Genomic DNA, 24,359 nt, shown 5'->3' on the forward strand with positions numbered 1-24,359 from the left:
ACGGCGGGATGACGGACAGGACGGCGGAGTCGGCAGTGACGGAACCAGCGGCGGGATCGGTGGCGGGACCAGCGGATTCGACAGCAGACGAGATTGTGTCGCCGCCGGGGCCGCATGGCTATAGCCATGACAAAGAGTCCCACCTCAAACGGCTGCGGAGGATCGAGGGCCAGATCCGCGGCCTCCAGCGGATGGTCGAGCAGGACGTCTACTGCATCGACATTCTGACCCAGGTCTCGGCCAGCACGAAGGGGTTGCAGTCCTTCGCGCTGCAACTGCTCGAAGAGCATCTGCGGCACTGCGTCGCCGCGGCGGCGGTCGGCGGCGGCCCTGAGATCGACGAGAAGGTCGCCGAGGCGACGGCGGCGATAGCGCGGCTGCTGCGGACGTGACGCCGGCCTTGCGGCGCCACCGCCGTTCAGCGTCTCAGCGTCCCGCCTTGCGGCGCTCGGCCTCGCGGTGACCGGCCTCGCGGTGACCGGCCTTCAGCGTCTTGCCCTCAGCGCCCGCAGGGCGCCGGGCTGCGGTCGACCTCCAGCACCTCGTCGATACGGGCGAAGCTCAGCCGCTCCTCGTCGGCGGTGGAAGCGGCGATGATCAGCTCCCCGCACAGCTCGATCTCGGCCAGGGCCACCGGATCGTCCTGGACCGTAGCCCCGGGCGACGGCACCATATCCGCACCACCTCCTGCGCCACGTGTCCCGTCCAACGGCCGCCATCCAGCGTAGGGACCCCCTTGCCCCGGCGCATGGCACGTAAGGACCATTTCCCGGGCCCCCCGCCCAGGATCCCCCCTCAGCCCCGGGACCTCTCCCGGCGATGCGCTCGTCCGCCCCAGACGCCTGCCCCCCGCGGCAGAGGAACCGGGCCCGCAGGGGCGCGGGGAACCGCGCGGCCGGCCGGGACGGCGCGAAAGGGCGCGACGCCGCCGCAAGGGGCACCCGCCTGGGGGCGCGGGAAACTGCGCGCGCAACCCGCCGCCAGCGGACGGTCCTGGTACGGGGCCGGGGCCGGCCCGGCAGGGCGGGCGGCGGCTACAGGGAAGAAACGATCTTGCCGGTCCAGATGTCGGTGCCGTGCGGCATGGCGAGCACCACCCGGGTCCCGAAACCGTCGAAGTCCGTGGTCGACACCACACCCACCCCCCGGCCCCCGCTCCCGCCGAAGGTGAAGTGCTCGGTGAGCCGGCGCAGCCGACCGTCCCCGTCGAGCCACGCGTCGAACGGCACCCGGGTGACGGCGAAGCCCTTGGCCGCCGACGTGAGCGCCCCGGGCGCCCCCGGCTCGGCCGCCCGTGCGGCCCGCCCGATGTCCGCGACGCCACGGAAGTGCCGCACCGCGGCGCCCCGCAGCGTCTGCTCGCCGACCAGGACCACGTCCCGCGCGCCCCGCAGCAGTTCCGCCGCGGCCAGCGGCTCGGTGGCACCGCCGGTGACGAGGTTGCCGTCCGGCAGCGTCGTGGTGTCCACCCGTACCCACTTGCCCGCGGGGACGCCCTCACCGCGGTCCTTCATGTAGAGCGCGCCCGGCGTCAGCAGCTCGGTGATCGGCCGGTGCTCCTCCGCCCCCGCCGCGTCCCTGGGCAGCGCCAGGGTCAGTTCGCCCCGCCGCCTGGCGAAGTCGAAGCGGCCGGTGCCGGTGACGGTGACCCAGGTGCCGCCGCTGGCCATCCGCATCGAGGTGTCCACCAGCGAGCTGCCGGCCCGCACCAGCGCGTCGGCCGCGTCCCGTACCGCCGCCGCGGGGTCGCCGCCCTTCGCGCCGCCGGGCCCGCCGCCCGACGCCGGGGGCCCGCCGGCCGCGGCGGCGCCGTGCTCCACGCATCCCGCGACCAGCGCCACCGCGCACCCGGCCGCCGCCACCGCCGTCGCCGTACGCCGGAGCCGCGGCCCGGCGGCCGTCACCCGTACACCACGTACACGTCCACCCGTGGACATCGCCGCCACCATCCCTGAACCACCCCTGTTACGCGCGTGGGCCTCACCTCGGTAACGACGGTCGGAAGGGCGCCGTCACGCCCGCTACCGTGGTGGCGTGGTCAAGTTGCGTACCCAGGGCGAACGCCGGGACGAGACCGGTCAGGGACCGGCGGCCGGCGATCACCGGACGTCCGTGGTGGAGCGGGGCTCCTTCGCCGGCGCCCTGTGCACCTGCGGCTGGAAGGGACCGGCCCGCCGGGCCCGTGACCGGGCCAGACGCGACGCCCGGGAGCACACCGCCGGCTGATCACCGGCTGAACGTCGGCGCCGGGGCCGCAACCACCACCTCGTCCGCCACGTCTAGGACTTGCAGAGTCCTCCGTCGCCGGAGCGCCGCGCCCCGGCGCGCGCCCGGCGGGAATGTGGCGGTGAAGCACGTGGATGAGTCGGCCCCCCGGCCCCTGGCCGAGTCCGTGCCCAGGCCCGCAGGCACGACCCGGGCGCGGCGGCGTACCGCGCTCAAGGCGGGCGGCGGCGCGCTCGCCGCGGCCTGGCTGACCGGCTGCGGCCCGGCCGGCGGGGACAGCGGCGGCGACGGCAAGGCGCCCCCGCCGTCCACCGGCACCGGCGCCCCGTCCCGCACCCCGAGCCCGAGCTTCTCGCCGGTCGCCGCCGACTGGCCCAAGCTCGCCGCCGCGCTGCACGGCAGCCTGGTCCGCCCGCAGGACGCCGCCTACGCCACCGACCGGCGGCTCTACAACACCCGCTTCGACAACCTGCGCCCGGCCGCGATCGCCTACGTCACCGGCGCCGACGACATCCGCCGCTGCCTGGACTTCGCCCACCGCACCGCGACGGCGCCGGTCGTCCGCAGCGGCGGCCACTCCTACGCGGGCTGGTCCAGCGGCAACGGCAAGCTGATCATCGACGTCTCCCGGCTCAAGTCGATCCGGCTGGACGGCACCACGGCCACCGTCGGCGCGGGCGCCAAGCTCATCGACGTCTACGACACGCTCGGCAGGCAGGGCCGGACGATCCCGGCCGGGTCCTGCCCCTCCGTCGGCGTGTCGGGCCTCGCGCTGGGCGGCGGGCACGGCGTGATGAGCCGGTCCATGGGCCTGACCTGCGACAATCTGATCGGCGCCACCCTGATCACCGCCGACGGCACGACCCACGAGGTGTCCGCGGACCACGAGCCCGACATCTTCTGGGCGCTGCGGGGCGCGGGCTGCGGGAATTTCGGCGTCGTCACCTCGCTGCGCTTCAGCACCCACCCGGTGCCCGCGGTCGTCACGGGCTACCTCACCTGGCCGTGGAGCCGGGCCGCCGCCGTGGTCGGCGCCTGGCAGAGCTGGGGACCCGACCAGCCGGACCACATCTGGTCGGCGCTGCACCTGGACTGCGCCCCCGGCGGCTCGCCGACCGTCTCCGTACCGATGCTGTCCACCGGTTCACGCGCCGACCTGGCCGCCGCGGCCGACCGCCTCGCCGACAGCGCCGGCGCCCCCGCCTCGTCGGTCTCGCTGAACCCGCACACCTATCTGGACGCGACCTTCTCCTACGCGGGCTGCGCCGGCCTGTCCGCGGCCCAGTGCCATCCGGCCCCGGCCGGACGGCTGGGGCGCGAGACGTACACCGCCCGCTCCGACTTCTACGACACCAACCTGCCGGCGGCCGGCATAGAAGCGCTGCTGGCGCAGGTCCAGCGGCTGGCGAACACCTCGGGCGGCGGCGCGGGCAGCATCGCCCTGACCGCGCTGGGCGGCGCCGTCAACCGGGTCTCCCCCACCGCGACCGCCTTCAGCCACCGCGGGTCGCGCTTCCTGGCCCAATACCTGGCCTCCGACTCCTTGTCGACGACCTCGTGGCTGGACACCACGCACAGCGCGATGCGCCGCTACGCCTCGGGCGGCGCCTATCAGAACTACACCGACCCGGCCCTGACGGACTGGCGCACCGCCTACTACGGGCAGAACGCCGACCGCCTCACCGCCCTCAAGCGCACCCTCGACCCGCAGCGGCTGTTCGACTTCCCGCAGGCCCTGTGAGCGGCCGGCCCGCCGCCAAACGGCCGGAACCCGGCTGAACGACAGGTCTCAGGCCGCCAGGTCCTTGTCGTCGGCGCTGTGCCAGCGGTGCGGCGAGGCGGCGCGCGGCGGCCGGCCGTACGGCGTGGGGCGCGCCCGGACCAGGAAGGACGCCCGGGTGCGGGCCACGGCCGTGGTCAGGGCGGTGAGCAGGGCCAGGGCGGCCGGGGCGAGCAGCAGCACGGTGGCGGCGCCGAGCGCGAAGCCGCCGATGACGTCGGTCGGGTAGTGCACGCCGAGGTAGACCTGGGTGAAGCCCTCGACCAGGGCGAGGCCCATCGCGATGACGCCCGCCTTGCGGCTGACCATGAACAGGCCGACCGCGGCCGCCGCGATGAGCGCCATGTGGTCGCTGACGAAGGAGGTGCCGTGCTGCCCCGACACCAGTACGTCGAGGCCGTCGTGGTCGACGTACGGTCTCGGCCGCTGCACCAGCGCGCGTACGGGGAAGTTCAGCAGCAGGGCGATGCCCGCGGCGAGGCAGGACCACAGCACGCCGGCGACCGCGGCGGGCGCGTCGGCGGACCGCCGTGCCACCCGCCACCAGCACCACCCGGCCAGCAGCGCGGTCACGGCGATCAGGCCGTACTCGCCGAAGAACTCCGCGGCCCGGTCGACGCCGCGGGGTGCCTGCTTGGCGAGGTCATTGATGGAACGGAGCAGGGTGATGTCGGGGTTCGCGCTGTCGTTAGCGACTTCTGCCATGGCGATGGTGCCCCTTACCACTAGCAACTGACCGTGCCTCAGCGGATCGGCACGTCCGCAACCTCCGTCGCTTGCGTACCAATCCATTGTTGCCCGTAAAACGGCCGACACGGTACGTAGCGTTCCGGTCTTCGCCAGAAGATCACCATGCTGTTATCCAAGGGTGACCAGTGGACATGCATACCGGCCGACCGTAGGCCAGAGGGTGACACCCCGCTGTCGAAAGGGTGTCCTGACGGCCCCTCCGGCCGCCCGCTCCCGGCTCAGGCCGCCGCCGCGGGCAGCGCCGCCGCGCCCGCCTGGGTGACCCGGGTCGCGCCGATGAAGTCGGGGCTGTCGATCGGGTCGAACCTGATCTCGGCGCCGGTGTGCGGGGCGTCGATCATGTAGCCGCCGCCGACGTAGATACCGACGTGGTGGATCGAGCGCGGGTCGTTGAGGTTGTTGGCGAAGAAGACCAGGTCGCCGGGCAGCATCTCGTTCCGGCCCGGGTGCGCGCCGGCGTTCCACTGGTCATTGGCGACCCGCGGCAAGGTGATGCCGACCGAGGCGTACGCCGCCTGGGTCAGCCCCGAGCAGTCGAACCGCCCGCCCTGCGCCGCCGTCCCCACGCCGCCCCACAGATACGGGGTGCCGATCCGCTGCTGCGCGAAGTAGATGGCGCCCGCCGCCTGCTGCGACGGCTGGACCGTCCCGACCGGCGCGGCGAAGCTCTTCTCCAGGGTGCGGATGGTCTTCACGTAATTCTGTGTCTCCGCGTACGGCGGCACCCCGCCGGACTGGATCACGGCGTACGCCCCCGCGTTGTACGCCGCCAGCATGTTGTCGGTGTTGTCGCCCGGCACGTTCTTCACGTACGACGCCAGGTCGCAGTCGTAGGTCGCCGCCGACGGGATCGCGTCCTGCGGGTCCCAGACGTCGGCCTTGCCGTCGCCGTTGCCGTCGATCCCGTGGGTGGCCCAGGTGCCCGGGATGAACTGGGCGATGCCCTGCGCCTGCGCGCCGCTCTGCGCGCGCGGGTCCCAGCCGCTCTCCTGGTAGAGCTGGGCGGCCAGCAGCGCCGGATTGATCGCGGGGCACAGGTCGCCCCACTTCTGCACGATGGGCTGGTAGATGTCGGGCACCGCGCCCTTGGCCAGTCGCACCGCCCCGCCGGACCCGCCGCCCGCCAGGCCGACCGCGGCCGAATACGTACCCACCACCAGCAGAGCCATCAAGGAGAAGAACAGCCCGCCGCCGAAGATGACGGCCAGCCAGACCTTACGTGCCATCAGTGCCGCCTCCCCTTCCGCGCGTCTCCGCCCCACCGTGAAGGAACGCACGTTCCCATCGTTGCCCAGCGGTTATGCTCGTGATACACAGAGTAGTCATCCATGTCCCATCGAACACCGGTCCGCGCACCAGTCTGACGGCTCCGGGCCGGATCACACGGACGATCCGCCGAGAAAGTCGCTGAGCGACGCGCAACAGCGGAAACGTCGGTCAAGATAGATGCTGGCCCCTTGCGCCCCGGCAGGGGAGCCAACTGACAGAGCGGGGTGGTGAGTTACATGTTCGTGGCAGCCCCCAAGGGCGACATCAACACCATCATCGGCGGCATCGCACCGGACTGGGGACCCTTCGGGTCCCTCGGCCAGGAAGCACGTGTGATGATCGAGGTGGTCATGGCGGTGGCGATCCTGCTGTGCCTGGCCATGGCCATCTGGGGTGCGGCGAAGCAACGGATCGGCGCGACCGCACTGCGCGACACCTTCAGCGCCGAGCAGGGCAAGGGGTTGATCATCGCCGGGCTGACCGGCGTGTTCATCATCGGATCCCTCGGCACGCTGTTCACCATCGTCTACGGAATGGCCGTGTAGCCGGGCGCGCCGCCGCCCGCCCGCCGGCCACTCCCCCAGGTCACGTCCCCGGAGCCCGTCCCAGGCTCCACCTTCCCACCCGAGGCTGCGTGCTGATGCCCACTCGACCAAGCAGCGGAGCGGTCCGCCCGATGCGGCTCCGCCGCGCGCCCGCGGCGCCCCGAGGGGCGGCCGCGCGATGAGTCTCGGCCAGGACGGACCTCCGACCAGGACCCGGATGCCGGAGGGTCACACGACCCACGGCGGCACCCGCCGCCCGCAGCCCCGGCGCGCCCTGGTCACGGTGGTGGGCATCGTCATCCTGCTGATCGCCGCCCTCGCCTTCGCCAACCGCGGTGACCACCCGTCACCCGCGGCCGGCGCCGCGGACACCGGCAGCACGGCGGGCGGCTCCACCGGCACCCGCGGCACCGGCGCCGCGCCCACGGCACCGACCGGCCAGAAGCCCGTCGACGGCAAGAGCGGCGCGGGCATCCCGGCCGGCTTCGCGCACACCGACCAGGGCGCCCAGTCCGCGGCGGCCAACTACGCGGTGGCGCTGGGCTCGGCCGACATGTTCAACACCGACCGCAGGCACCGGATCGTCAGCGCGATCTACGACCCCGCCGTCAGCCCGGGCCTGCAGACCGACCTGGACCGGGCCTACACCGGCGACTCGCTCAAGAGCCTCGGCCTCACCGCCGCCGGCACCGCGCCCGCCGGCTTCACCTTCGTCTCCCGCACGGTGCCGATCGGCACCAAGGTCGGCGCGGACAGCGCCGGCACCCCCGACGCCAAGACCGTCGAGGTCTGGTGCACCGACCTGGTCGGCCTGGCCGGCACCGGCTCCACCAAGCCGGTCAGCACCGCCTGGTTCACCATCACCGAGAAGCTGGTGTGGTCGGGCGGCGACTGGAAGATCCGGTCCTCCACCCAGAAAGAGGGCCCCGCCCCGGTCGCCGCCGACAACCAGGCCGCCTCCGCCGACGAGATCGCCGGCGCGGTCAGGGACTACGGAGGGTTCACGTATGCCAGGTAGCAGCCGCACCCGACGTCAGACCCGCACCTCGGCCGGCGCGGCCGGCCGGCGCCGCTGGTCCGTACCCGCAGCGCTGACCGCGCTCACCGCCGCGGCGCTCACGCTGCCCGCCCAGGCGGCGCTGGCAGCCACCCCGACGCCCTCCGCGACGGCCGGTGCCCCGTCGGCGGCACCGCCCACCAGCAACGCCTGCGACGGCCTCATCGGCGCCGCCAAGGACTACTGCACCAAGGGCGACCCCGGCGCCCCCGCCAAGGGCACCAACCCCACCGACACCCTCGACCCGCTCACGTCGCTCGCCAAGGGCTGCGCCAATGCCGCCGCATGGACGATCGACAAGCTGTCGGCTGCGGTGACGAAGACGACGCAGGTGGACTTCACCAACACCGCCTTCCTGCGGCAATATGCCGTGGTTTTCGCCGCCTCGACGATCCTGACGCTGATCCTGTGGCTGCTGGCGGTGGCCAAGCGGGCGGTGCGCGGGGCGCCGATGACCGAGGCGCTGACCGAGGCGGTCGGCTTCCTGTGGCTGACGGTGCTGGCCTCGGCCTTCACCCCCCTGATCCTCTACACCGTGGTGTCGGCGACCGACGCGGTCACCGACGTGGTGGCCTCGGGCACGAAGTCCGACACGGACGTCTTCTTCGGGTCCTTCTCCAGCGCCCTGACCAAGGGCACCGACATCGGCGGCGGCCCGATCATGCTGATCGTGGTGTCGATGGTCTCGGTGCTCGCCGCCGGCGTGCTGTGGCTGGAACTGGTGATCAGGGCGGCACTGCTGTACGTGGGCGCGCTGCTCGGCACCGCGGTCTACGCGGGCCTGGTGGACAAGAACATGTGGCACCACGTCAGGCGCTGGGCCGGCATCATGATCGCGGTCATCCTGATCAAACCGGTCATAGTGATCGTGCTGGGCCTGGCCGGCGCGCTGTCCTCGTCCGACAACGGTCCCGACGCCTTCTCCGCGGTCGTCTCCGGCCTGGCCATCATCCTGCTGGCGATCTTCGCGAGCTTCATGATCTACCGCTTCGTGCCGGGCTTCGGCGACGACGTGGTCAATCTGCGCAACGGCCGCAAGGCCGGCGGGCAGAGCCAGGCCGCCGCCGTCATCTCCTCGCCCGCCGCGCTGGTCAAGCAGGGCATCAAGACGCACAGCGCCCGCGGCGGCCCGCAGGAGCAGGCGCAGGGCGGCGGCCCGCAGCCGTCGAACGCGGTGGCCGGCGGCATGGCCGCGCACAGCTCCCGCGGCGGCAACCAGGGCGGGGGCGGCGCAGCCCCACCCCCGCGGCCGAGCGGCGGACAAGGCGGAGGCGGCAGCTTCGGCTCGCCCTTCCGGGCGAACCAGGGACCGAACAACGGCACGCAGGGAGGTGATCGCGGGTGACGACCCAGCCCTTCACCCAGCCGCGCCGCACCTATCTCATCGGCAAGGCACGGCCCAACGCGATCGTGGGCAAGAACCGCGAGACCGGCGAGATCGTGCTGATCGTGCTCGGCGCCGGGCTCGGCATGCTCAACGGCCTGCTGGTGCCGGTGCTGCTGCTGCGTATCGTCGGCCTGATCGGCTGGCCCATGCTGGCGCTGGCCGCGGTCTTCCTGCCGTACCGGCGGCGTACGTTCTACCGCTGGTTCGAGATCAACCGCACCTACCGCCGTACGCTGCGGGTCACGCCCACCTACCGCTCCACGGTGCAGGAGGCGGGCACCACGCTGGACGGGCGGGAGATCGAGGTGGGGCCGCCGCCCGGGATCGGGCGGATCAGCTGGCTCGCGGCGCCGTTCGGGCCGGACGAGATCGCGGTGCTGCTGCATGTGGACCGGCGTACGGTCACCGCGGCCATCGAGATCGAGGGGCCCGGCGTCGGCCTGCGGGACAGCGAGGACCAGGAAGCCCTGGTGGAACGCTTCGGCACCCTGCTCAAGCACGTGGCCAACGGCGACGGTTTCGTCACCCGGCTCCAGATGCTGGCCCGTACGCTGCCCGCCGACCCCGACGCGCACGCCAAGGACGTCGCCCAGCGCGGCGACCCGGACGCCGACCGGTGGCTCAAGGAGTCCTACGAGCAGCTCCAGTCGATGGTGTCGACGTCCTCCGAGCAGCACCGGGCATATCTGGTGGCCTGCATGCACTTCACCCGGGAGCTGGCCGCCGAGGGCAACGCGATGGCCCGGGCGACCGTGGTGCGCGGCACCAAGGTCGACAAGGACGCGGGCCTGGCCGCGGTGATGGCCCGTGAGCTGAACGACATCTGCGCCCGGCTCGCCGAGGCCGACATCCGGGTCAGGCAGCCGCTGGGCCAGGCGCGGCTGGCGTCGCTGGTCCACTCGATGTACGACCCGGACCATCCGATCGACCACATCCAGGCGATGACCAGGCGCAACGCCTGGCCGGCCGAACTGGACGCGACCGAGCCGACCTTCCTCCAGGCCAAGACCCGCGAGTCGATCACCCGAGCGCCCTGGCACCATGCGACGGCGTGGATCAAGGAGTGGCCGCTGACGCCGGTCGGGGTGAATTTCCTGGCTCCGCTGCTGGTGCACACCCCGGACGTGATCCGTACGGTCGCGGTGACGATGGACCTCGAACCGACCGATGTGGCGATCGAGCGGATGCTCACCGAGAAGACCAACGACGACGCGGAGGCCAGCCGGGCCGCCAAGATGAACCGGGTGGTGGACCCGCGCGACGTGGCCCACCACGGCCGGATCGACCAGCGCGGCGAGGACCTGGCCAGCGGCGCCGCGGGAGTGAACCTGGTGGGCTACATCACGGTGTCCTCGCGCTCCCCCGAAGCGCTGGCGCGCGACAAGCGCACCATCCGCGCTTCCGCCGGTAAGTCGTATTTGAAGCTCGAATGGTGCGATCGTGAGCACCACCGGGCATTCGTCAATACGTTGCCCTTCGCGACCGGCATCCGCCGCTAGGTCCCGCCCAGCCCGCCCATACGAGGAGAGGCCATCGCCATGCCCATGTTGGACCCTCTTTCGGCGCTCACCGACGCGTTCACCGGCTTCCTGTTCGGCCGGGTCGAGTCGACCCGGCTGCCGGTACGCACCTCGACGGGACAGGCGCAGGCGGTCTACCTGCCGACGGCGGCGCCGGGGCTCGGCGACTCCGGGGTGATCATCGGCCGCGAGGTCTACTCGGGCAAGGGCTACATCTACGACCCCTTCCAGCTCTACGGCCAGCAGCTGCCCGCCCCGCACTGGCTGGTGCTCGGCGAGTCCGGCAACGGCAAGTCGGCGCTGGAGAAGACGTACGTGCTGCGCCAGCTGCGCTTCCGCGACCGGCAGGTGGTGGTGCTCGACGCGCAGGGCGAGGACGGCGTCGGCGAGTGGAATCTGATCGCGCGGGCGATGGGCCTGACCCCGATCCGCCTCGACCCGATGGCGGCCCTGGACGGCGGCATCAAGCTCAACCCGCTGGACCCGGCGATCACCGTGACCGGACAGCTGGCGCTGCTGCGCACCATCATCGAGGTGGCGATGGGCCGCGGCCTCGACGAGCGGTCCGGCTTCGCGCTGAAGGTCGCGCACGCCTATGTGGCCGAGACGGTGACGGAGCGCCAGCCGATCCTCACCGACATCGTCGACCGGCTGCGGCACCCGATGCCGGAGTCCGCCGAGGCGATGAACGTCGACCTGGACGACGTGCGCGCCTGGGGCCTGGACGTGGCTCTGGTGCTCGACCGGCTGGTCGACGGCGACCTGCGCGGCATGTTCGACGGGCCGACCAGCGCGGGCATCGACCTGGACTCGCCGCTGATCGTCTTCGACCTGTCGCACATCGACCGCAATTCCATCGCGATGCCGATCCTGATGGCCATCGTCGGGGTGTGGCTCGAACACACCTGGATCCGCCCGGACCGGAAGAAACGCATCTTCCTGGTCGAAGAGGCCTGGCACATCATCAACTCGCCCTTCGTGGCGCAGCTCTTCCAGCGGCTGCTGAAGTTCGGCCGCCGGCTCGGCCTGTCCTTCGTCGCCGTCGTCCACCACCTGTCCGACGTGGTCGACGGGGCCGCGGCGAAGGAGGCCGCGGCGATCCTCAAGATGGCCTCCACCCGCACCATCTACGCCCAGAAGGCCGACGAGGCGCGCGCGACCGGGCGGGTGCTCGGCCTGCCGCGCTGGGCGGTGGAGATCATCCCGACGCTGACCCCCGGCATCGCCGTATGGGACGTCAACGGCAATGTGCAGGTGGTCAAGCACCTGATCACCGAGACGGAACGCCCGCTGGTCTTCACCGACCGCGCCATGACCGAGACCTCGGTGCAGCACGCCGCCGGCATGGCGGCGGAGGCGGAGGCAGAAGCCGAGGCGGAAGCCCGGGCGGAGGCACACGCCGCCGCACAGGTCGCGCTCGCCAAACAAATGGCCGACGACGCGGTGGCGTGACATGGCGGCGCAGAAACGGCAGCAGGGCGGGCTGCCGGACGGACTGATCGTCGGCGTCATCGCGTTCCTGCTGGGCGTCACCTTGATGGTGTGGACGGCGACCGGCATCGCGGGGCTGCTCTCGCACGGGTCGTGGCCGACCGACGCGCACTTCACCCGCACCCCGGGGGCGATGCGCGCGCTGATCGGGCAGCCGCACGACATGCCGGGCGCGTGGCCCGGCGCGAAGCCCGGTGAGCTGCCGGGGCCCGGGCTGTTCTGGGGGATCTTCATCGGGCAGTTCATGGTGCTGTTCACCGTCGCGGTGTGGGCGCTGAATGTCGTCACCCGGCTGCGCACCCGCGACGCCCGCCGCCCGCAGCCGCCGCACCCGCAGACCGAGCCACAACTCGCAGCGCCCCCGCCGTTGCCCGCGCCGCGCCGCAGGGGCCGCACACATGGCCGCGGCGAGACCTATGGCGACGGGCACGGGCGGCCGGGCGGTACGTACGGCGACGGGCACGGGCGGCCCGGCGCGGGTGGCTACGGCGACGGGCACGGGCGGCCCGGCGCGGGTGGCTACGGCGACGGGCGCGGGAAGGGCGAAGGGGACGGGCTCGACGCCTGGTTCCGTTCGGTGCCGCAGGCCGCGCCGCCGCGGGCCGCCGACCCGATCACCACGGAATTCCCCGCGGTCGGCGCGCCTCCCCCGCCGGCCCGTGAACCGCGGCAGGCGGTGCTCGACGGCGGCGAGGTCACCCGCACCTACGCCCTCTTCGCCGGGCCGCGCGGCGACCAGGCCAAGCGGGTCGTGCAGCCCGCCGTCCTGGCCGCGGCGGGCCCCGCGCTGGTCACCACCGCCGACCCGGACACGTACCACCAGACGGTCGGCAACCGCAGCAAGCTCGGCCCCGTGCACGTCTACGACCCCGCGCATCTGCTCGACGTACCCGGAAGGCTGCGCTGGGCGCCGCACGGCGGCTGCGAACGCCCCGGCACCGCCGGGACACGGGCGGCGGCGCTGCTGGCGCCGCTGCGTACCGCGCGCGCCGACGAGGCCATCGTGCACAGCACCGCGGTCGTCCTGCTGCGCTGCTGGCTGCACGCCGCCGCCGTGGACGGCCGCCCGTTCCGGCAGGTGCACCGCTGGGCGGCGGGAGGAGCGGCGGCGGCCGACGCCGTGCGCATCCTGCGCACCGACACCGGCGCGGCCTCCGGCTGGAGCGGCGAACTGGAGTCGGTGCTGCACGCCCACCCCGAACGGCGGGACGCCGCGCAGGCGTTGATCCGGCAGACGCTGGAGCCGCTCAATTCCGTGCACATCCGAGACGCGTGCAATCCGTCGCGTACCGGTGGCCTCGACCTGGAGTCGTGGGGCGCGGAAAGGGGAACGCTTTACGTGGTGGGCGAGCGCATCGAGGATCCGCGCACCCACCTGGGTGCGATGCCCCTGCTCACCGCACTCGTCTCCAGCGTGGTCGAGCACGGCCGGTGCATGGCCGCAGGGTCATCCGCCGGCCGGCTCGACCCACCACTGACCTTCGTCCTCGACGACGTCGCCGCGCTGGCCCCCGCCCCCGACCTGCCCGAGCTGCTCGCCGCCGGAACCGCGGCCGGCCTGCCCACCCTGGCGGTGCTGCGGTCCCCCGAGCAGGCCATGGCCCGCTGGCAGGCCCCGCTGTGGCAGCACGCCGACCTGCGGGTCGCCCTGGGCGACGACACCGCGGACAGCCTGCCGCCGTCCGTGCCCGACGCGATCCGGCTGCGCTGAGCCCGCGGGAGCGCGGGGCGGCCGTGCTGCGGAAAACCCCAGGAGCCGCCCGCGGGAGGCCTGTTACGGTGCCAGGGCCGACCGCGGGACTCCGTCGCGACTTCCGGAACGTGCCTCTGAAGCAATGATTCGCAGCTCGCGCCCTCACTCCCCGGTCGGCAACCCCCATCCGTACCGCACTTGGGAGCCCGCCGATGCCCGCCGAGGGCCTGATCGCCGCAGAAGACGTCCTGCTCTTCACCAATGCCGCGATCACCGCCACCTCGCAGCGGGAATTCCACACCGGCGCCGATGAGCAGCGCCTGTCGCTGGACTTCCTGCACGCCTACATGCTCGGCAATTACCGCGACCTCTACACCGCCGTGCTGGCCCTCGACATCAACGACCACAATGCCGCGCTGATCATCCGCCACCTGCTGGCCACCGCCCGCGACGCGACACCGGAACAGCGCCGCACCGAGGGCCGGCTGATCGCCCGCCGGCTCACCCTGCTGCCGCCGCAGCGCGTCTACGCGCTCATCGCCGGGCTGCGCAAGGCGAAGGTCAACAACCGCCGCACCCGGGCGATCCTCCGCGACTGGCTGGCGGCGCGGCCGGACCCGGCCTTCGACGCGGTCAAATACCGCGCCGGGGTCAAGACGGCGCTGCGGCACGCCCATCTGCCGCCGCCCGGCCCCGAGCTGGGCGACTTCCTCTTCCGGCCGCGCGCCCGCAAGCACTATGCGGCGCCGCTGCTGGAGACCTGGCGGCGGGCCCACTACGAGCAGGCGGCCGTCTACGAGCTGCCCTTCACCGTGGCCGAGGGCTTCGCGGCCCGGCACGGCATCGCCCGTGCCGCCTTCCTCGACCGGATCGCCCCCCGGATGACCCGCGGTGAGCGGCTGCGGCTCCAGGAGTCGGCCCGCGAGCGGGGCGCGACCGCCGTCCGTACCGACCTCAGCCGGATGCCGCTCACCCGCCTCGCCTCGTACGTCCTCGGGCTGCCGCTCGACGACCGCACGGCGCGCCGCACCGAGCTGACCGCGGCCCTGCGCGCCGCCGCCCACCGCACCGCGGGGGCCGCGGCGGGCACCTGGGGCCGGGTCACGGCGGTCCTGGACGACAGCTTCTCGGCCTACGCCTCGGGCCAGAAGCGCCGCCGCCCGCTCGCCGTCGCCCTTGCCGCGTATTACCTGCTGGACGCTCTCGCCGGCACCTGTACCGCGCTGTGGACCTCCGGCCGCCGCGACCCGCTGCTCGTCCGCCCCTACGGCGCCACGCCGCTCGGCGAGCGGATCCTCGACGCGCTGGAGACCGGCCCGGACCGGCTCGTCATCGTCTCCGACGGCTGGGACAACGCACCGCCCGGCATGGCCGCGGAAGTGCTGCGGGTGTGGCGCGGCCGGCTCGACCCGGACGGCCGGGTCGCCGTCGTCCACCTCAACCCGGTCTACGACGCCGGCACCTTCGACGTCCGCCGGCTGTCCCCCGCGGTCCCCACCGCGGGCATCCGCGACGCCGAGGACCTCCCCTCGCTGGTCGGCCTGGCCCACTTCGCCACCGGCCGCACCGGCCTGCCGGAACTGCGCGCCCACCTCGACACCCGGATCACCGCCTTCCTCGCCCGTGGGGGTGCCCCCCGATGACCGCCACCACCGCGCTGCGGCTCGACCTCGCAGGGCTGCACACCCGCCCCGCGCAGGTGTGGGGCGGCATCCGGCTCGTACCGCTGGTCCGCGACGAGCCCGTGCCGGGCCTGCGGCTGCACAAGGAGCTGTACGGCGACGGCGTCGGCGTGGTCGACGTGGCTCCCCGTACCGTCTACACGTCGTACATTCCGCACGGTTTCGTCGCCGACTGGGGCACGGGGCCGGCCGCCGCCTACGGCACCCAGTTGCGCGGCGAGCACGGCGACCCGGCCCCGGTCGAGGCGATGCCGGTGCGCTTCCACCGCCGGATGGTCCGCCGCGAGGCCAAGCGCCGGCTGCGCTTCCTGCCGCTGCACCTCGCCCTTGAGGGCTATCTGGGGCTGCACTTCGGCGGCCCCGCCATCGCCTGGGAGGAGTGGTCACAGCAGGCCCTGCGGCGCGGGCTCTCCCCGCGCGTCGAGGAGGCGTACACCGGCGCCGCCGTCCGCGGGCTCGGCGACGCCCTGCGGGTGTTCGAGATCCACCCGGGCCAGTGCGGGGTCCTCCTGCACACCGCCGACGCCCTTGCCGCGGCCTTCGTCGTCCCGCACCCCGACGACTACCGCGCCCTGCACACCACGCTCGTCCAGGACCTCTACGGCGACCTCGTCCACCACTACGCGCTGCTCAGCGCCCCCGTCCAGGACTTCGTCCCGCACCTCGACGCCGCCCGCATCGATTCCACGGCCGACCTGCGCGCGGCGCTGGCCGCGCAGCAGCGGGAATGGGCCGGCTTCCACACCGGCACCATGGCGGCGGGGCTGCTCGCCCCCGAGTACACCGCCCGCGCCCTCTACCGTGCCGGCGACTTCACCCTCAGGCGCTTCGTGCCCGCTTTCCGGCCGCGTACCGAGAGCCATATCGGCGAGGCCATCACCGCGGCCGACGGGCGCGTCGCCTACCTCAAGACCTTCCGCCTGTCCGAGGCGCAGATCCGGCGCGGCCACCTTCTGTCGTGCCTCGCCGCGCACGACTGGCACGTGGCCCGCGCGGCGGCCGACCTCGCCCTGACCCCCGCCGAACTCACCGCCCGCCTCCGCACAGCCGGCTTCGCCCACCTGCTGCGCCACAAATAGCCGCCCAGCGCGCCCCGGGACGGTGCCCTCCGCGCAAGAGGCCGCTCGTCAGGGGCGCGAGGAACCGCGCGCCCACCACGACGGCGGAAAGAAGCAAGGCCACCGCAAGTGGCACCCACCCAGGGGCGCGCGGAACCGCGCGCCCAGCCGGGACGGCGCAGCCGACAAGCACGCCACCGCAAGTGGCGCCCCCTCAGCGGCGCGAGGAACCGCGCGACAAGCCACGACGCCGCCGGGGCCGACATACCGGCCCGATCCACGACGGACCGTCGAAACGCCCCGCCGCCTCAGGCGATACGCGCAAGATCCGCCACATGCACCGCGCCAAGCAACGGGCGCCCCGCCCCGAACCGCTCCACCTCATCCACCGCGTAAGCGCCGAGGCGCTGGACCTCCGACCCCTGGCACCCCGCAATATGCGGCGTCAGCAGCACATTCGGCAAGGTGTGGAGCACATGCTCCACCGGCAGCGGTTCCGGCTCCGTCACGTCGAGATACGCGTCGACCCGCCCCGTCCCGCACTCGCGCGCCAGCGCCTCCGTGTCGACCAGCCGCCCCCTGGCCGTGTTGATGACGGCGGCGCCGTCCCGCAGCAGCCCCAGCCGCCTGGCGTCGAGGAGGTGCCGGGTCTCCGGCAGGTCGGGCGCGTGGATCGTGACGATGTCGGAGGCGGCGCACAGCTCGTCGAGATCGACGAGCCGCACCCCGAGCGCCGCCGCGTCCTGCGCGGAGACGTACGGGTCGGCGAGGAGCACCTGGAAGCCGGAGTCCGCGGCGAGCAGCCGCGCGATGACCCCGCGCCCGATGCGTGACGCGCCGATGACGCCGATGACGGCGCCGTCGGCCCCGCGGCGCTCGGGGTAGGTGGGCAGCCGCCCGCGGCGGTAGTCCGCGGCGGCGCCCAGCGCGCGCCGGGCGGCGAGCACCACCGTGGCCATGGTGAAGTCCACGACGGGCCCGGCGTTGGCGTCGGCGGCCGACGAGACGGCGATCCCCCGCTCCCACACCTCCGGGTGCACGTGGTATTTGACGGTGCCTGCCGCGTGGATGACCGCGCCGAGCCGCGGTGCGCGGGCCAGCAGCCCGGCGTCGACCTCGGGCGCCCCCCACCCGGTCAGCAGCACTTCCGCGCTGCCGAGCGCCTCGGCTGACGCGGGGTCCGCTGCGTCGGTGACGAGCAGCGGATGGACGTCGGCCAGCGTGTCGAGCCGGGCGCGCAGCGGGGCCGGAAGGACCAGGTCCAGGATGTCCTGCCGCATCGCCAGCACCAGCTTCGGCCGCTCCGCCATGTCTGCCCCTCGCGTGTAATCGGTTACTTCCTGACCCGCTCAGATTATTCGTGTCCCGACCACAGGTCAACGTCATCCGTTGCGCGAGGGCTTGACCCTGTCGTAGTAACCGGTTTAGGTTCCCCCCACCTTAGGCGTCGAGGAGGACGCGATGGCGATTGCCGAACGGGACGCCACCGGCCGCACAGGGGCGGCGGGTGCGTCCGGTGCAGACGGACGGGCCGGGCGGGCGAGGCGTGGGACGCGCCTCAAACGGCTGCGCAGGGACGGGGTGCTGCTGGCACTCATGGCCCCGGGCGTGGCGTACTTCCTGGTGTTCCACTACGGCGCGCTGGCGGGCAACGTCATCGCGTTCAAGGACTACGTCCCCTTCGACGGCCTGTGGGCCAGCCAGTGGGTGGGCCTGGGCAACTTCCAGAAGATGTTCGGCGACCCGGACTTCTGGTCCGCGGTCGTCAACACCGTGTCGATCGCCCTGCTCCAGCTGGTCTTCTTCTTCCCGGTGCCGATCGCGCTGGCGATGCTGCTGCACAGCCTGACCAGGGACAGCATCCGCAAGTTCGTCCAGTCGGTGGCGTATCTGCCGCACTTCCTGTCCTGGGTGATCGTCGTCGCGGTCTTCCAGCAGGTGCTCGGCGAGACCGGCCTGCTCAACAACGTGCTGGGCGACGCCCATCTGCACACCGTGGACATCATCGGCAATCCCGCCGCGTTCAAGCCGCTGGTGATCGCCGAGGTGATCTGGAAGGACTGCGGCTGGGGCACGATCATCTTCCTCGCCGCGCTCACCCAGGTGGACGAGCAGCAGTACGAGGCCGCCGCCATTGACGGCGCCGGCCCCTGGCGGCGGTTCTGGCACATCACCCTGCCGTCGGTACGGCCGATCATCGTCCTGCTGCTGATCATGCGGCTCGGCGACATCCTGTCCGTCGGCTTCGAGCAGATGCTGCTGCAACGCGGCTCGGTCGGCCCGGACGCGGCCGAGGTCATCGACACCTTCGTCTACTACAAGGGCCTGGTCGGCGGCGACTACGGATACGCCGCAGCCGCCGGACTCTTCAAGGGCGTCGTGGGCGCCGCACTCGTCTTCACCGCCAACAAGGTCGCGCACCGCCTCGGCGAACAGGGGGTCTACCGATGAGCAGCGCCGCGCAACGCCTCCACCGGCCCGCGCCCGTACGGCGCCCGTCCGCGCGCCCGGCATGGATGGAGCGCCCGAAGCCCGCCACCCAGGCCGCCAAGGCGGTCGCACTGACCGCGGTCGTCCTGCTGGTCACCGTGCCCTTCCTGATCATCGTCTCGACCAGCTTCGCGTCCAACCAGGAGGTCGTCGCCAACGGCGGCTGGGTGCTGTGGCCGCAGCACCCCACCCTGCGCGCCTACCACGAGCTGTTCGACGGCGGCATCGTCACCCACGCCCTGTGGGTCAGCGCCGGCGTCACGGTCATCGGTACCGCCGCGAGCCTGGCCTGCACCATCGGCCTGGCCTACGCGCTCAGCCGCCGCGACGTCTTCGGCGGCAAGCCGATCCTGCTGCTGATCCTGTTCACCTTCCTCTTCCCGCCCGGCATGATCCCCGGCTTCCTGCTGATCAAGGGCCTGCACCTGCTCGACAGCTACGGCTCGCTCGTCGCACCCGTACTGATCAACGTCTTCAACCTCGTCGTCCTGCGCGGCTTCTTCCAGTCGGTCCCCGAGGAGCTGTACGAAGCGGCCAGGCTCGACGGCGCCGGCGAGTGGCTGATCCTGCGCCGCATCGTCCTGCCGCTGTCCAAGGCGGCACTGGCGGTGGTCGGGCTGTTCTACGCGGTCTCGTACTGGAACGCCTGGTTCTACGCGTCGATCTACCTCGACTCCGACCACTGGCCGCTGCAACAGGTGCTGCGCACCTACGTCGTGGGGGGCACCCAGCTCGCCGACTCCTCGGTGGGCGACGCGAGCGCCGTGGCCGCGCCGCAGACGATCCAGATGGCGGTGCTGGTGGTGGCCACCGTGCCGATCCTGCTCGTCTACCCCTTCCTGCAGAAGTACTTCACCAAGGGCGTGCTCACCGGCGCCGTCAAGAGCTGAGAACCCTTCAGAAAGGACCCACCGTGAGTACCTCGTCGTTCTCGCGGCGTACGCTGCTGCGCTCGATCGCCGCAGGTGGCGCCGCCCTGGCCGCACCGTCCGTCCTCACCGCCTGCTCGACCTCGCCGACCGCGCACGACGTGGGCAACGCGGGAAAGAAGCTCACCCCCTGGCCGGCGTACATCCCCTTCTCCGGCCCCGCCCCCGACCTGCCCGGCACCGCCGACGGCATACAGCCCGGCTACCTCGCGTACCCGAAGAACCTGGTCAGCGCGGTCCACGCCAAGCCGGGCAAAGGCGAGACGATCAAGGTGATGGCCATCACCTACGGCACCCCGCCCAAGCCGGCCGGGCAGAACAGGTTCTGGGCGGCGATCAACGAGGCGCTGGGCGTGAACATCGAGTTCACCGTCGTGCCCGACGCGGACTACATGACCAAGATGGCCACCATGATGGCGGGCAACGACCTGCCCGACGTGATCAACTTCGGCGGCGGCCACACCCTGCCCCGCGAGGCCGACTTCGTGGCGTCCAAGTGCGCCGACCTGTCCGAGTACATCTCGGGCGACGCCATCAAGGCGTACCCGAACCTCGCGAACCTGCCCACGTACGTCTGGCAGGACATGGGCCACATCGGCGGCCGCCTCTACGGCATCCCCGTCCAGCGCTCCGCGCCCGGCAACTGCCTGTGGATCAACAACGACATCTTCACCGCGGCCGGCATGAAGGACGGCTGGACCTCGGACGACTTCATGGCCGTCGCGAAGAACGCCACCCACGGCAAGAAGTACGGCCTCGGCTCGTCCGCGCCGCTGCTGTTCGGCGAGACCATGCACACCATGGCCTTCGGCGCGCCCCAGGAGTGGAAGCTCGACGGCGGCGCCTTCGTCAGCGCGTACGGCACCGACGAATACCGCGCCGCCCTGGAGTTCATGTCCGAACTGCGCCAGGCCGGCCTCTACAACCCGAATGTGCTCGGCACCTCCACGGTCGACACCAAGACCTCCTTCTACAACGGCACCGTCGCCTCCATGGTCGACGGCTTCGGCGCCCTCAGCACTTCCGTGCCCAGCATCAAGGACGCCTTCGTCCTCGACACGGCCGTCCCGTACACGCCCTCCAACGGAGCCAGGCCCGGCATGCAGCGGGCGAAGGGCGCGTGGGGCTACACCGCGTTGAAGAAGACCAGCCCGGACCGCATCAAGCTGATCCTGCGGGTGCTCGACTACCTGGCGGCGCCCTTCGGCACCAAGGAGTACGAACTGAACCACTACGGCGTCGAGGGCACGCACTTCACCCGCGACCAGAGCGGCTCGCCCATCCCCACCGAGCTGGGCCTGGTCGAGAACCCGGTGCAGCTGCCCGTCAAGTACCTGTGCGACGCCCCCCAGGTGCTCTACCTGCCCGGCCGCCCCGACGTCGTCAAGCGCAACCACGCCTGGCAGCTCAAGGTCGCCCCGATGCTGGTGCGCAACCCCCGCTTCGGCCTCCAGTCCGAGACCAGCAGCCGGGTCGGCGCGGCCATCGACACCCTGCGCACCGACACCGTCGGCTCGATCGTCGCCGGCCGCAAACCGCTCAGCGCCTGGGACGGCACCGTCAAGAAGATGCGCAATATGGGCCTGGACCGGATCGCCGAGGACTATGCGAAGGATTACGCCTCAAACCACTGACATGCACTGACCCGCGCCGCCGCAGTACGGCCATTACGCTGGGCGGCGGCGCGGTCGTAACGGACACCGGCACGCCGGGGACATCGGATGGCGGGGATGGCGGAGACTTCACCAGGGCCGGGCACGATCAGCGGCGGCGCCCGCCGCGTCACCATCCGCGACGTCGCGGACAGGGCGGGCGTCTCGGTAGCCACCGTCTCGCGGGTGCTGGCCGGGAATTACCCCACATCCGCCGCGGCCCGCGCCAAGGTGCTGCGGGCCGTCAAGGACCTCGACTACGTCATCGACGGCCGCGCCAGGGCGCTGGCCGGCACCGGACCCAAGACGGTCGCGGTCATCGTCTCCTCCGTGGACAGCGCCTTCTACGCCACCGTCGCCCAGGGCGTCGAGCAGGAGGCCGCCGCCCGCGGCCGGCTGTGCATGGTGTGCAGCCACGGCGGCGACGAGGCCCGCGAACTCGCCCTGGTCCAGATGATGCGCGAGCAGCGCTCGGAATTCGTGGTCCTGGTCGGCGGCGCCGTCGAGGACGAGCGCTACCAGGCGAGGCTCACCGAATACGCCCACGGACTGGCCGCCGCCGGCTCCCGCCTGGTGCTGTGCGGCAGACCCGCGCCCAGCGCCGACATGCCCGTCCTCGTCATCGAGTACGACAACGAGGCCGGCGCGTACGCCGTCGTCAGCCACCTGCTGTCCGCAGGCCACCGCGACATCCTCTACCTCGGCACGATGCCGGGGCACACCACCGTGGAACCCCGCATCGCCGGCTACCGCCGCGCCCTCGCCGACCACGGCCTCGGCCCTGCCGCCGAGCGCATCGCCGGCGTCGGCCTCGGCCGCGCCCACGGCTACGCCGCCATGCGCCGGATCCTCGCCGACTGCGACGGGCGCCCCGACTTCACCGCAGTCTTCGCCGGCGACGACCAGGCCGCCGCCGGGGCGATGGCCGCGATGCGCGAGTACGGGCTGCGTACGCCGGACGACATCTCCGTCGTCGGCTACAACAACGACGGCCTCGCCCAGGACCTCAACCCCCCGCTCACCACGGTCAACATCCCCGCGTACGAACTCGGCCGCGAGGCCGTCCGCCTGGCCCTCGCGGAAGAGCCCGCCCACCCGGGCGCCCCCCGCAGCACCACCCAGTCCCGCCACCTCCTGGGCACCCACACGGTCCTCCGCCAAAGCGTGCGCCGCCTGCCCTGACCTCACCCCGGGGCCAGGCCCCGCGACCGGGCTCCGGGGCGCCGGTCAGGCCACCCCAGCAGCTACCCCGGCCGCAAGGCCGGTGCCGAGCACGCGGCCCTGTGCGACCTGCTCGACCGGGCGACGGCCACGCGATCGACCAGACCCGCCGCGCGTGACAGCCGCAAGGCCATCAACGCAAAAAAGCGTCAGCCCCCGTGCTTTGCACGGGGGCTGACGCTCTATCAATAATTGTTCGGCGGTGTCCTACTCTCCCACAGGGTCCCCCCTGCAGTACCATCGGCGCTGAAAGGCTTAGCTTCCGGGTTCGGAATGTAACCGGGCGTTTCCCTAACGCTATGACCACCGAAACACCATGAAACACACACCACCACCCAGACACCACAATGTGGCACGGGTGTGTGGTGGCTGGTTGTTTCAGAACCACACAGTGGACGCGAGCAACTGAGGACAAGCCCTCGGCCTATTAGTACCGGTCAGCTCCACCCCTTACGAGGCTTCCACATCCGGCCTATCAACCCAGTCGTCTACTGGGAGCCTTACCCCATCAAGTGGGTGGGAGCCCTCATCTCGAAGCAGGCTTCCCGCTTAGATGCTTTCAGCGGTTATCCCTCCCGAACGTAGCCAACCAGCCATGCCCTTGGCAGGACAACTGGCACACCAGAGGTTCGTCCGTCCCGGTCCTCTCGTACTAGGGACAGCCCTTCTCAAGACTCCTACGCGCGCAGCGGATAGGGACCGAACTGTCTCACGACGTTCTAAACCCAGCTCGCGTACCGCTTTAATGGGCGAACAGCCCAACCCTTGGGACCGACTCCAGCCCCAGGATGCGACGAGCCGACATCGAGGTGCCAAACCATCCCGTCGATATGGACTCTTGGGGAAGATCAGCCTGTTATCCCCGGGGTACCTTTTATCCGTTGAGCGACGGCGCTTCCACAAGCCACCGCCGGATCACTAGTCCCTACTTTCGTACCTGCTCGACCCGTCAGTCTCACAGTCAAGCTCCCTTGTGCACTTACACTCAACACCTGATTGCCAACCAGGCTGAGGGAACCTTTGGGCGCCTCCGTTACCCTTTAGGAGGCAACCGCCCCAGTTAAACTACCCACCAGACACTGTCCCTGATCCGGATCACGGACCGAGGTTAGACATCCAGCACGACCAGAGTGGTATTTCAACGACGACTCCACCACGGCTGGCGCCATGACTTCACAGTCTCCCACCTATCCTACACAAGCCGAACCGAACACCAATATCAAGCTATAGTAAAGGTCCCGGGGTCTTTCCGTCCTGCTGCGCGAAACGAGCATCTTTACTCGTAGTGCAATTTCACCGGGCCTATGGTTGAGACAGTCGAGAAGTCGTTACGCCATTCGTGCAGGTCGGAACTTACCCGACAAGGAATTTCGCTACCTTAGGATGGTTATAGTTACCACCGCCGTTTACTGGCGCTTAAGTTCTCAGCTTCGCCACACCGAAATGTGACTAACCGGTCCCCTTAACGTTCCAGCACCGGGCAGGCGTCAGTCCGTATACATCGCCTTACGGCTTCGCACGGACCTGTGTTTTTAGTAAACAGTCGCTTCTCGCTGGTCTCTGCGGCCACACCCAGCTCAAGGAGCACGTCCCATCACCGAACATGGCC

At 71.6% G+C, this 24,359-nt stretch carries 20 protein-coding genes and 2 rRNA genes (1 of these 22 cut by a window edge); 15 read left to right on the forward strand and 7 right to left on the reverse strand.

Annotation, left to right across the window (positions count from 1 at the left end; all coding sequences use genetic code 11):
* Positions 1–8: 8 nt before the first annotated feature.
* Positions 9–392 (forward strand): metal-sensitive transcriptional regulator, encoded by a 384-nt coding sequence (locus tag OHA86_RS16535; RefSeq protein WP_329176200.1) that lies wholly within the window; start codon positions 9–11, stop codon positions 390–392.
* 107 nt (positions 393–499) lie between these two features.
* On the opposite strand, the gene OHA86_RS16540 is transcribed toward OHA86_RS16535, so the two are convergent.
* Both OHA86_RS16540 and OHA86_RS16545 read right to left on the reverse strand, forming a co-directional pair.
* Entirely contained in the window at positions 500–673 is a 174-nt protein-coding gene (locus tag OHA86_RS16540) for a hypothetical protein (RefSeq protein WP_329176202.1), read from the reverse strand.
* Between the two features lie 361 nt (positions 674–1,034).
* Entirely contained in the window at positions 1,035–1,904 is an 870-nt protein-coding gene (locus tag OHA86_RS16545) for a hypothetical protein (RefSeq protein WP_329176204.1), read from the reverse strand.
* Positions 1,905–2,034: 130 nt separating this feature from the next.
* Here OHA86_RS16545 and OHA86_RS16550 point away from each other — a divergent pair, with 130 nt between their 5' ends.
* Both OHA86_RS16550 and OHA86_RS16555 read left to right on the forward strand, forming a co-directional pair.
* The gene (locus tag OHA86_RS16550; RefSeq protein WP_443071749.1) at positions 2,035–2,226 is read left to right on the forward strand and encodes a hypothetical protein; all 192 of its coding nucleotides are present in this window, start codon (positions 2,035–2,037) and stop codon (positions 2,224–2,226) included.
* A gap of 166 nt (positions 2,227–2,392) precedes the next feature.
* Positions 2,393–3,967, forward strand: a complete 1,575-nt coding sequence (locus OHA86_RS16555) for an FAD-binding oxidoreductase (RefSeq protein ID WP_443071994.1) — start codon at positions 2,393–2,395, stop codon at positions 3,965–3,967.
* A gap of 48 nt (positions 3,968–4,015) precedes the next feature.
* On the opposite strand, the gene OHA86_RS16560 is transcribed toward OHA86_RS16555, so the two are convergent.
* The gene (locus OHA86_RS16560) at positions 4,016–4,711 is read right to left on the reverse strand and encodes a phosphatase PAP2 family protein (RefSeq protein WP_329176207.1); all 696 of its coding nucleotides are present in this window, start codon (positions 4,709–4,711) and stop codon (positions 4,016–4,018) included.
* Positions 4,712–4,974: 263 nt separating this feature from the next.
* Positions 4,975–5,982 carry a C40 family peptidase gene (locus OHA86_RS16565; RefSeq protein WP_329176209.1) on the reverse strand — a complete coding sequence of 336 codons (1,008 nt, stop codon included), beginning with the start codon at positions 5,980–5,982 and terminating at the stop codon, positions 4,975–4,977.
* A gap of 279 nt (positions 5,983–6,261) precedes the next feature.
* On the opposite strand from OHA86_RS16565, the gene OHA86_RS16570 reads away from it, so the two are divergent.
* The 8 genes from OHA86_RS16570 to OHA86_RS16605 all read left to right on the forward strand — a co-directional run bounded on the left by OHA86_RS16570 (position 6,262) and on the right by OHA86_RS16605 (position 16,479).
* Entirely contained in the window at positions 6,262–6,570 is a 309-nt protein-coding gene (locus OHA86_RS16570; RefSeq protein ID WP_031524459.1) for a hypothetical protein, read from the forward strand.
* 178 nt (positions 6,571–6,748) lie between these two features.
* Positions 6,749–7,588: a hypothetical protein gene (locus OHA86_RS16575; RefSeq protein ID WP_443071750.1), complete on the forward strand. Its 840-nt coding sequence runs from the start codon at positions 6,749–6,751 to the stop codon at positions 7,586–7,588.
* Complete coding sequence (locus tag OHA86_RS16580) at positions 7,578–8,972, forward strand: hypothetical protein (protein WP_329176214.1); 1,395 nt, start codon at positions 7,578–7,580, stop codon at positions 8,970–8,972. The genes OHA86_RS16575 and OHA86_RS16580 overlap by 11 nt, the downstream gene beginning before the upstream one ends.
* Positions 8,969–10,513: an SCO6880 family protein gene (locus OHA86_RS16585; RefSeq protein WP_329176215.1), complete on the forward strand. Its 1,545-nt coding sequence runs from the start codon at positions 8,969–8,971 to the stop codon at positions 10,511–10,513. Before OHA86_RS16580 ends, OHA86_RS16585 begins: the two co-directional genes overlap by 4 nt.
* 45 nt (positions 10,514–10,558) lie before the next feature.
* Entirely contained in the window at positions 10,559–11,986 is a 1,428-nt protein-coding gene (locus OHA86_RS16590) for an ATP-binding protein (protein ID WP_329182435.1), read from the forward strand.
* Position 11,987: 1 nt separating this feature from the next.
* The gene (locus OHA86_RS16595) at positions 11,988–13,736 is read left to right on the forward strand and encodes a type IV secretory system conjugative DNA transfer family protein (RefSeq protein ID WP_329176217.1); all 1,749 of its coding nucleotides are present in this window, start codon (positions 11,988–11,990) and stop codon (positions 13,734–13,736) included.
* Between the two features lie 194 nt (positions 13,737–13,930).
* Positions 13,931–15,361, forward strand: coding sequence for a hypothetical protein (locus OHA86_RS16600; RefSeq protein WP_329176219.1), 1,431 nt, complete (start codon positions 13,931–13,933; stop codon positions 15,359–15,361).
* Positions 15,358–16,479: an ARPP-2 domain-containing protein gene (locus OHA86_RS16605; RefSeq protein ID WP_329176221.1), complete on the forward strand. Its 1,122-nt coding sequence runs from the start codon at positions 15,358–15,360 to the stop codon at positions 16,477–16,479. Before OHA86_RS16600 ends, OHA86_RS16605 begins: the two co-directional genes overlap by 4 nt.
* Before the next feature lie 287 nt (positions 16,480–16,766).
* Here OHA86_RS16605 and OHA86_RS16610 read toward each other — a convergent pair whose 3' ends face one another.
* On the reverse strand, positions 16,767–17,768 hold the full coding sequence (locus tag OHA86_RS16610) for a hydroxyacid dehydrogenase (RefSeq protein WP_329176223.1): 1,002 nt from the start codon (positions 17,766–17,768) through the stop codon (positions 16,767–16,769).
* Between the two features lie 286 nt (positions 17,769–18,054).
* On the opposite strand from OHA86_RS16610, the gene OHA86_RS16615 reads away from it, so the two are divergent.
* The 4 genes from OHA86_RS16615 to OHA86_RS16630 all read left to right on the forward strand — a co-directional run bounded on the left by OHA86_RS16615 (position 18,055) and on the right by OHA86_RS16630 (position 22,711).
* Positions 18,055–18,909, forward strand: coding sequence for an ABC transporter permease (locus tag OHA86_RS16615; RefSeq protein WP_329182436.1), 855 nt, complete (start codon positions 18,055–18,057; stop codon positions 18,907–18,909).
* The gene (locus tag OHA86_RS16620; protein WP_443071751.1) at positions 18,906–19,838 is read left to right on the forward strand and encodes a carbohydrate ABC transporter permease; all 933 of its coding nucleotides are present in this window, start codon (positions 18,906–18,908) and stop codon (positions 19,836–19,838) included. Before OHA86_RS16615 ends, OHA86_RS16620 begins: the two co-directional genes overlap by 4 nt.
* A 23-nt stretch (positions 19,839–19,861) precedes the next feature.
* Positions 19,862–21,511 carry an extracellular solute-binding protein gene (locus OHA86_RS16625; protein WP_329176225.1) on the forward strand — a complete coding sequence of 550 codons (1,650 nt, stop codon included), beginning with the start codon at positions 19,862–19,864 and terminating at the stop codon, positions 21,509–21,511.
* 96 nt (positions 21,512–21,607) lie between these two features.
* Positions 21,608–22,711: a LacI family DNA-binding transcriptional regulator gene (locus OHA86_RS16630; protein ID WP_329176227.1), complete on the forward strand. Its 1,104-nt coding sequence runs from the start codon at positions 21,608–21,610 to the stop codon at positions 22,709–22,711.
* Positions 22,712–22,944: 233 nt separating this feature from the next.
* Here OHA86_RS16630 and rrf read toward each other — a convergent pair.
* Together rrf and OHA86_RS16640 are read right to left on the reverse strand one after the other, a co-directional pair.
* A 5S ribosomal RNA gene (rrf, locus tag OHA86_RS16635) occupies positions 22,945–23,061 on the reverse strand.
* 96 nt (positions 23,062–23,157) lie between these two features.
* Positions 23,158–24,359: ribosomal RNA gene (locus tag OHA86_RS16640) — 23S ribosomal RNA — on the reverse strand (it continues 1,926 nt past the right edge of the window).

The organism is Streptomyces sp. NBC_01477 (genome assembly GCF_036227245.1).
GTDB lineage: Bacteria > Actinomycetota > Actinomycetes > Streptomycetales > Streptomycetaceae > Actinacidiphila.

Excerpts from the sequence above, each read along its gene's own strand:
- OHA86_RS16560 (WP_329176207.1), bottom strand. The coding sequence starts at position 4,711 with ATGGCAGAAGTCGCTAACGACAGCGCGAACCCCGACATCACCCTGCTC.
- OHA86_RS16620 (WP_443071751.1), top strand. The coding sequence starts at position 18,906 with ATGAGCAGCGCCGCGCAACGCCTCCACCGGCCCGCGCCCGTACGGCGC.
- OHA86_RS16575 (WP_443071750.1), top strand. The coding sequence starts at position 6,749 with ATGAGTCTCGGCCAGGACGGACCTCCGACCAGGACCCGGATGCCGGAG.
- OHA86_RS16590 (WP_329182435.1), top strand. The coding sequence starts at position 10,559 with ATGTTGGACCCTCTTTCGGCGCTCACCGACGCGTTCACCGGCTTCCTG.
- OHA86_RS16565 (WP_329176209.1), bottom strand. The coding sequence starts at position 5,982 with ATGGCACGTAAGGTCTGGCTGGCCGTCATCTTCGGCGGCGGGCTGTTC.
- OHA86_RS16580 (WP_329176214.1), top strand. The coding sequence starts at position 7,578 with ATGCCAGGTAGCAGCCGCACCCGACGTCAGACCCGCACCTCGGCCGGC.
- OHA86_RS16630 (WP_329176227.1), top strand. The coding sequence starts at position 21,608 with ATGGCGGAGACTTCACCAGGGCCGGGCACGATCAGCGGCGGCGCCCGC.
- OHA86_RS16605 (WP_329176221.1), top strand. The coding sequence starts at position 15,358 with ATGACCGCCACCACCGCGCTGCGGCTCGACCTCGCAGGGCTGCACACC.
- OHA86_RS16570 (WP_031524459.1), top strand. The coding sequence starts at position 6,262 with ATGTTCGTGGCAGCCCCCAAGGGCGACATCAACACCATCATCGGCGGC.
- OHA86_RS16540 (WP_329176202.1), bottom strand. The coding sequence starts at position 673 with ATGGTGCCGTCGCCCGGGGCTACGGTCCAGGACGATCCGGTGGCCCTG.
- OHA86_RS16600 (WP_329176219.1), top strand. The coding sequence starts at position 13,931 with ATGCCCGCCGAGGGCCTGATCGCCGCAGAAGACGTCCTGCTCTTCACC.
- OHA86_RS16610 (WP_329176223.1), bottom strand. The coding sequence starts at position 17,768 with ATGGCGGAGCGGCCGAAGCTGGTGCTGGCGATGCGGCAGGACATCCTG.
- OHA86_RS16535 (WP_329176200.1), top strand. The coding sequence starts at position 9 with ATGACGGACAGGACGGCGGAGTCGGCAGTGACGGAACCAGCGGCGGGA.
- OHA86_RS16595 (WP_329176217.1), top strand. The coding sequence starts at position 11,988 with ATGGCGGCGCAGAAACGGCAGCAGGGCGGGCTGCCGGACGGACTGATC.
- OHA86_RS16615 (WP_329182436.1), top strand. The coding sequence starts at position 18,055 with ATGGCCCCGGGCGTGGCGTACTTCCTGGTGTTCCACTACGGCGCGCTG.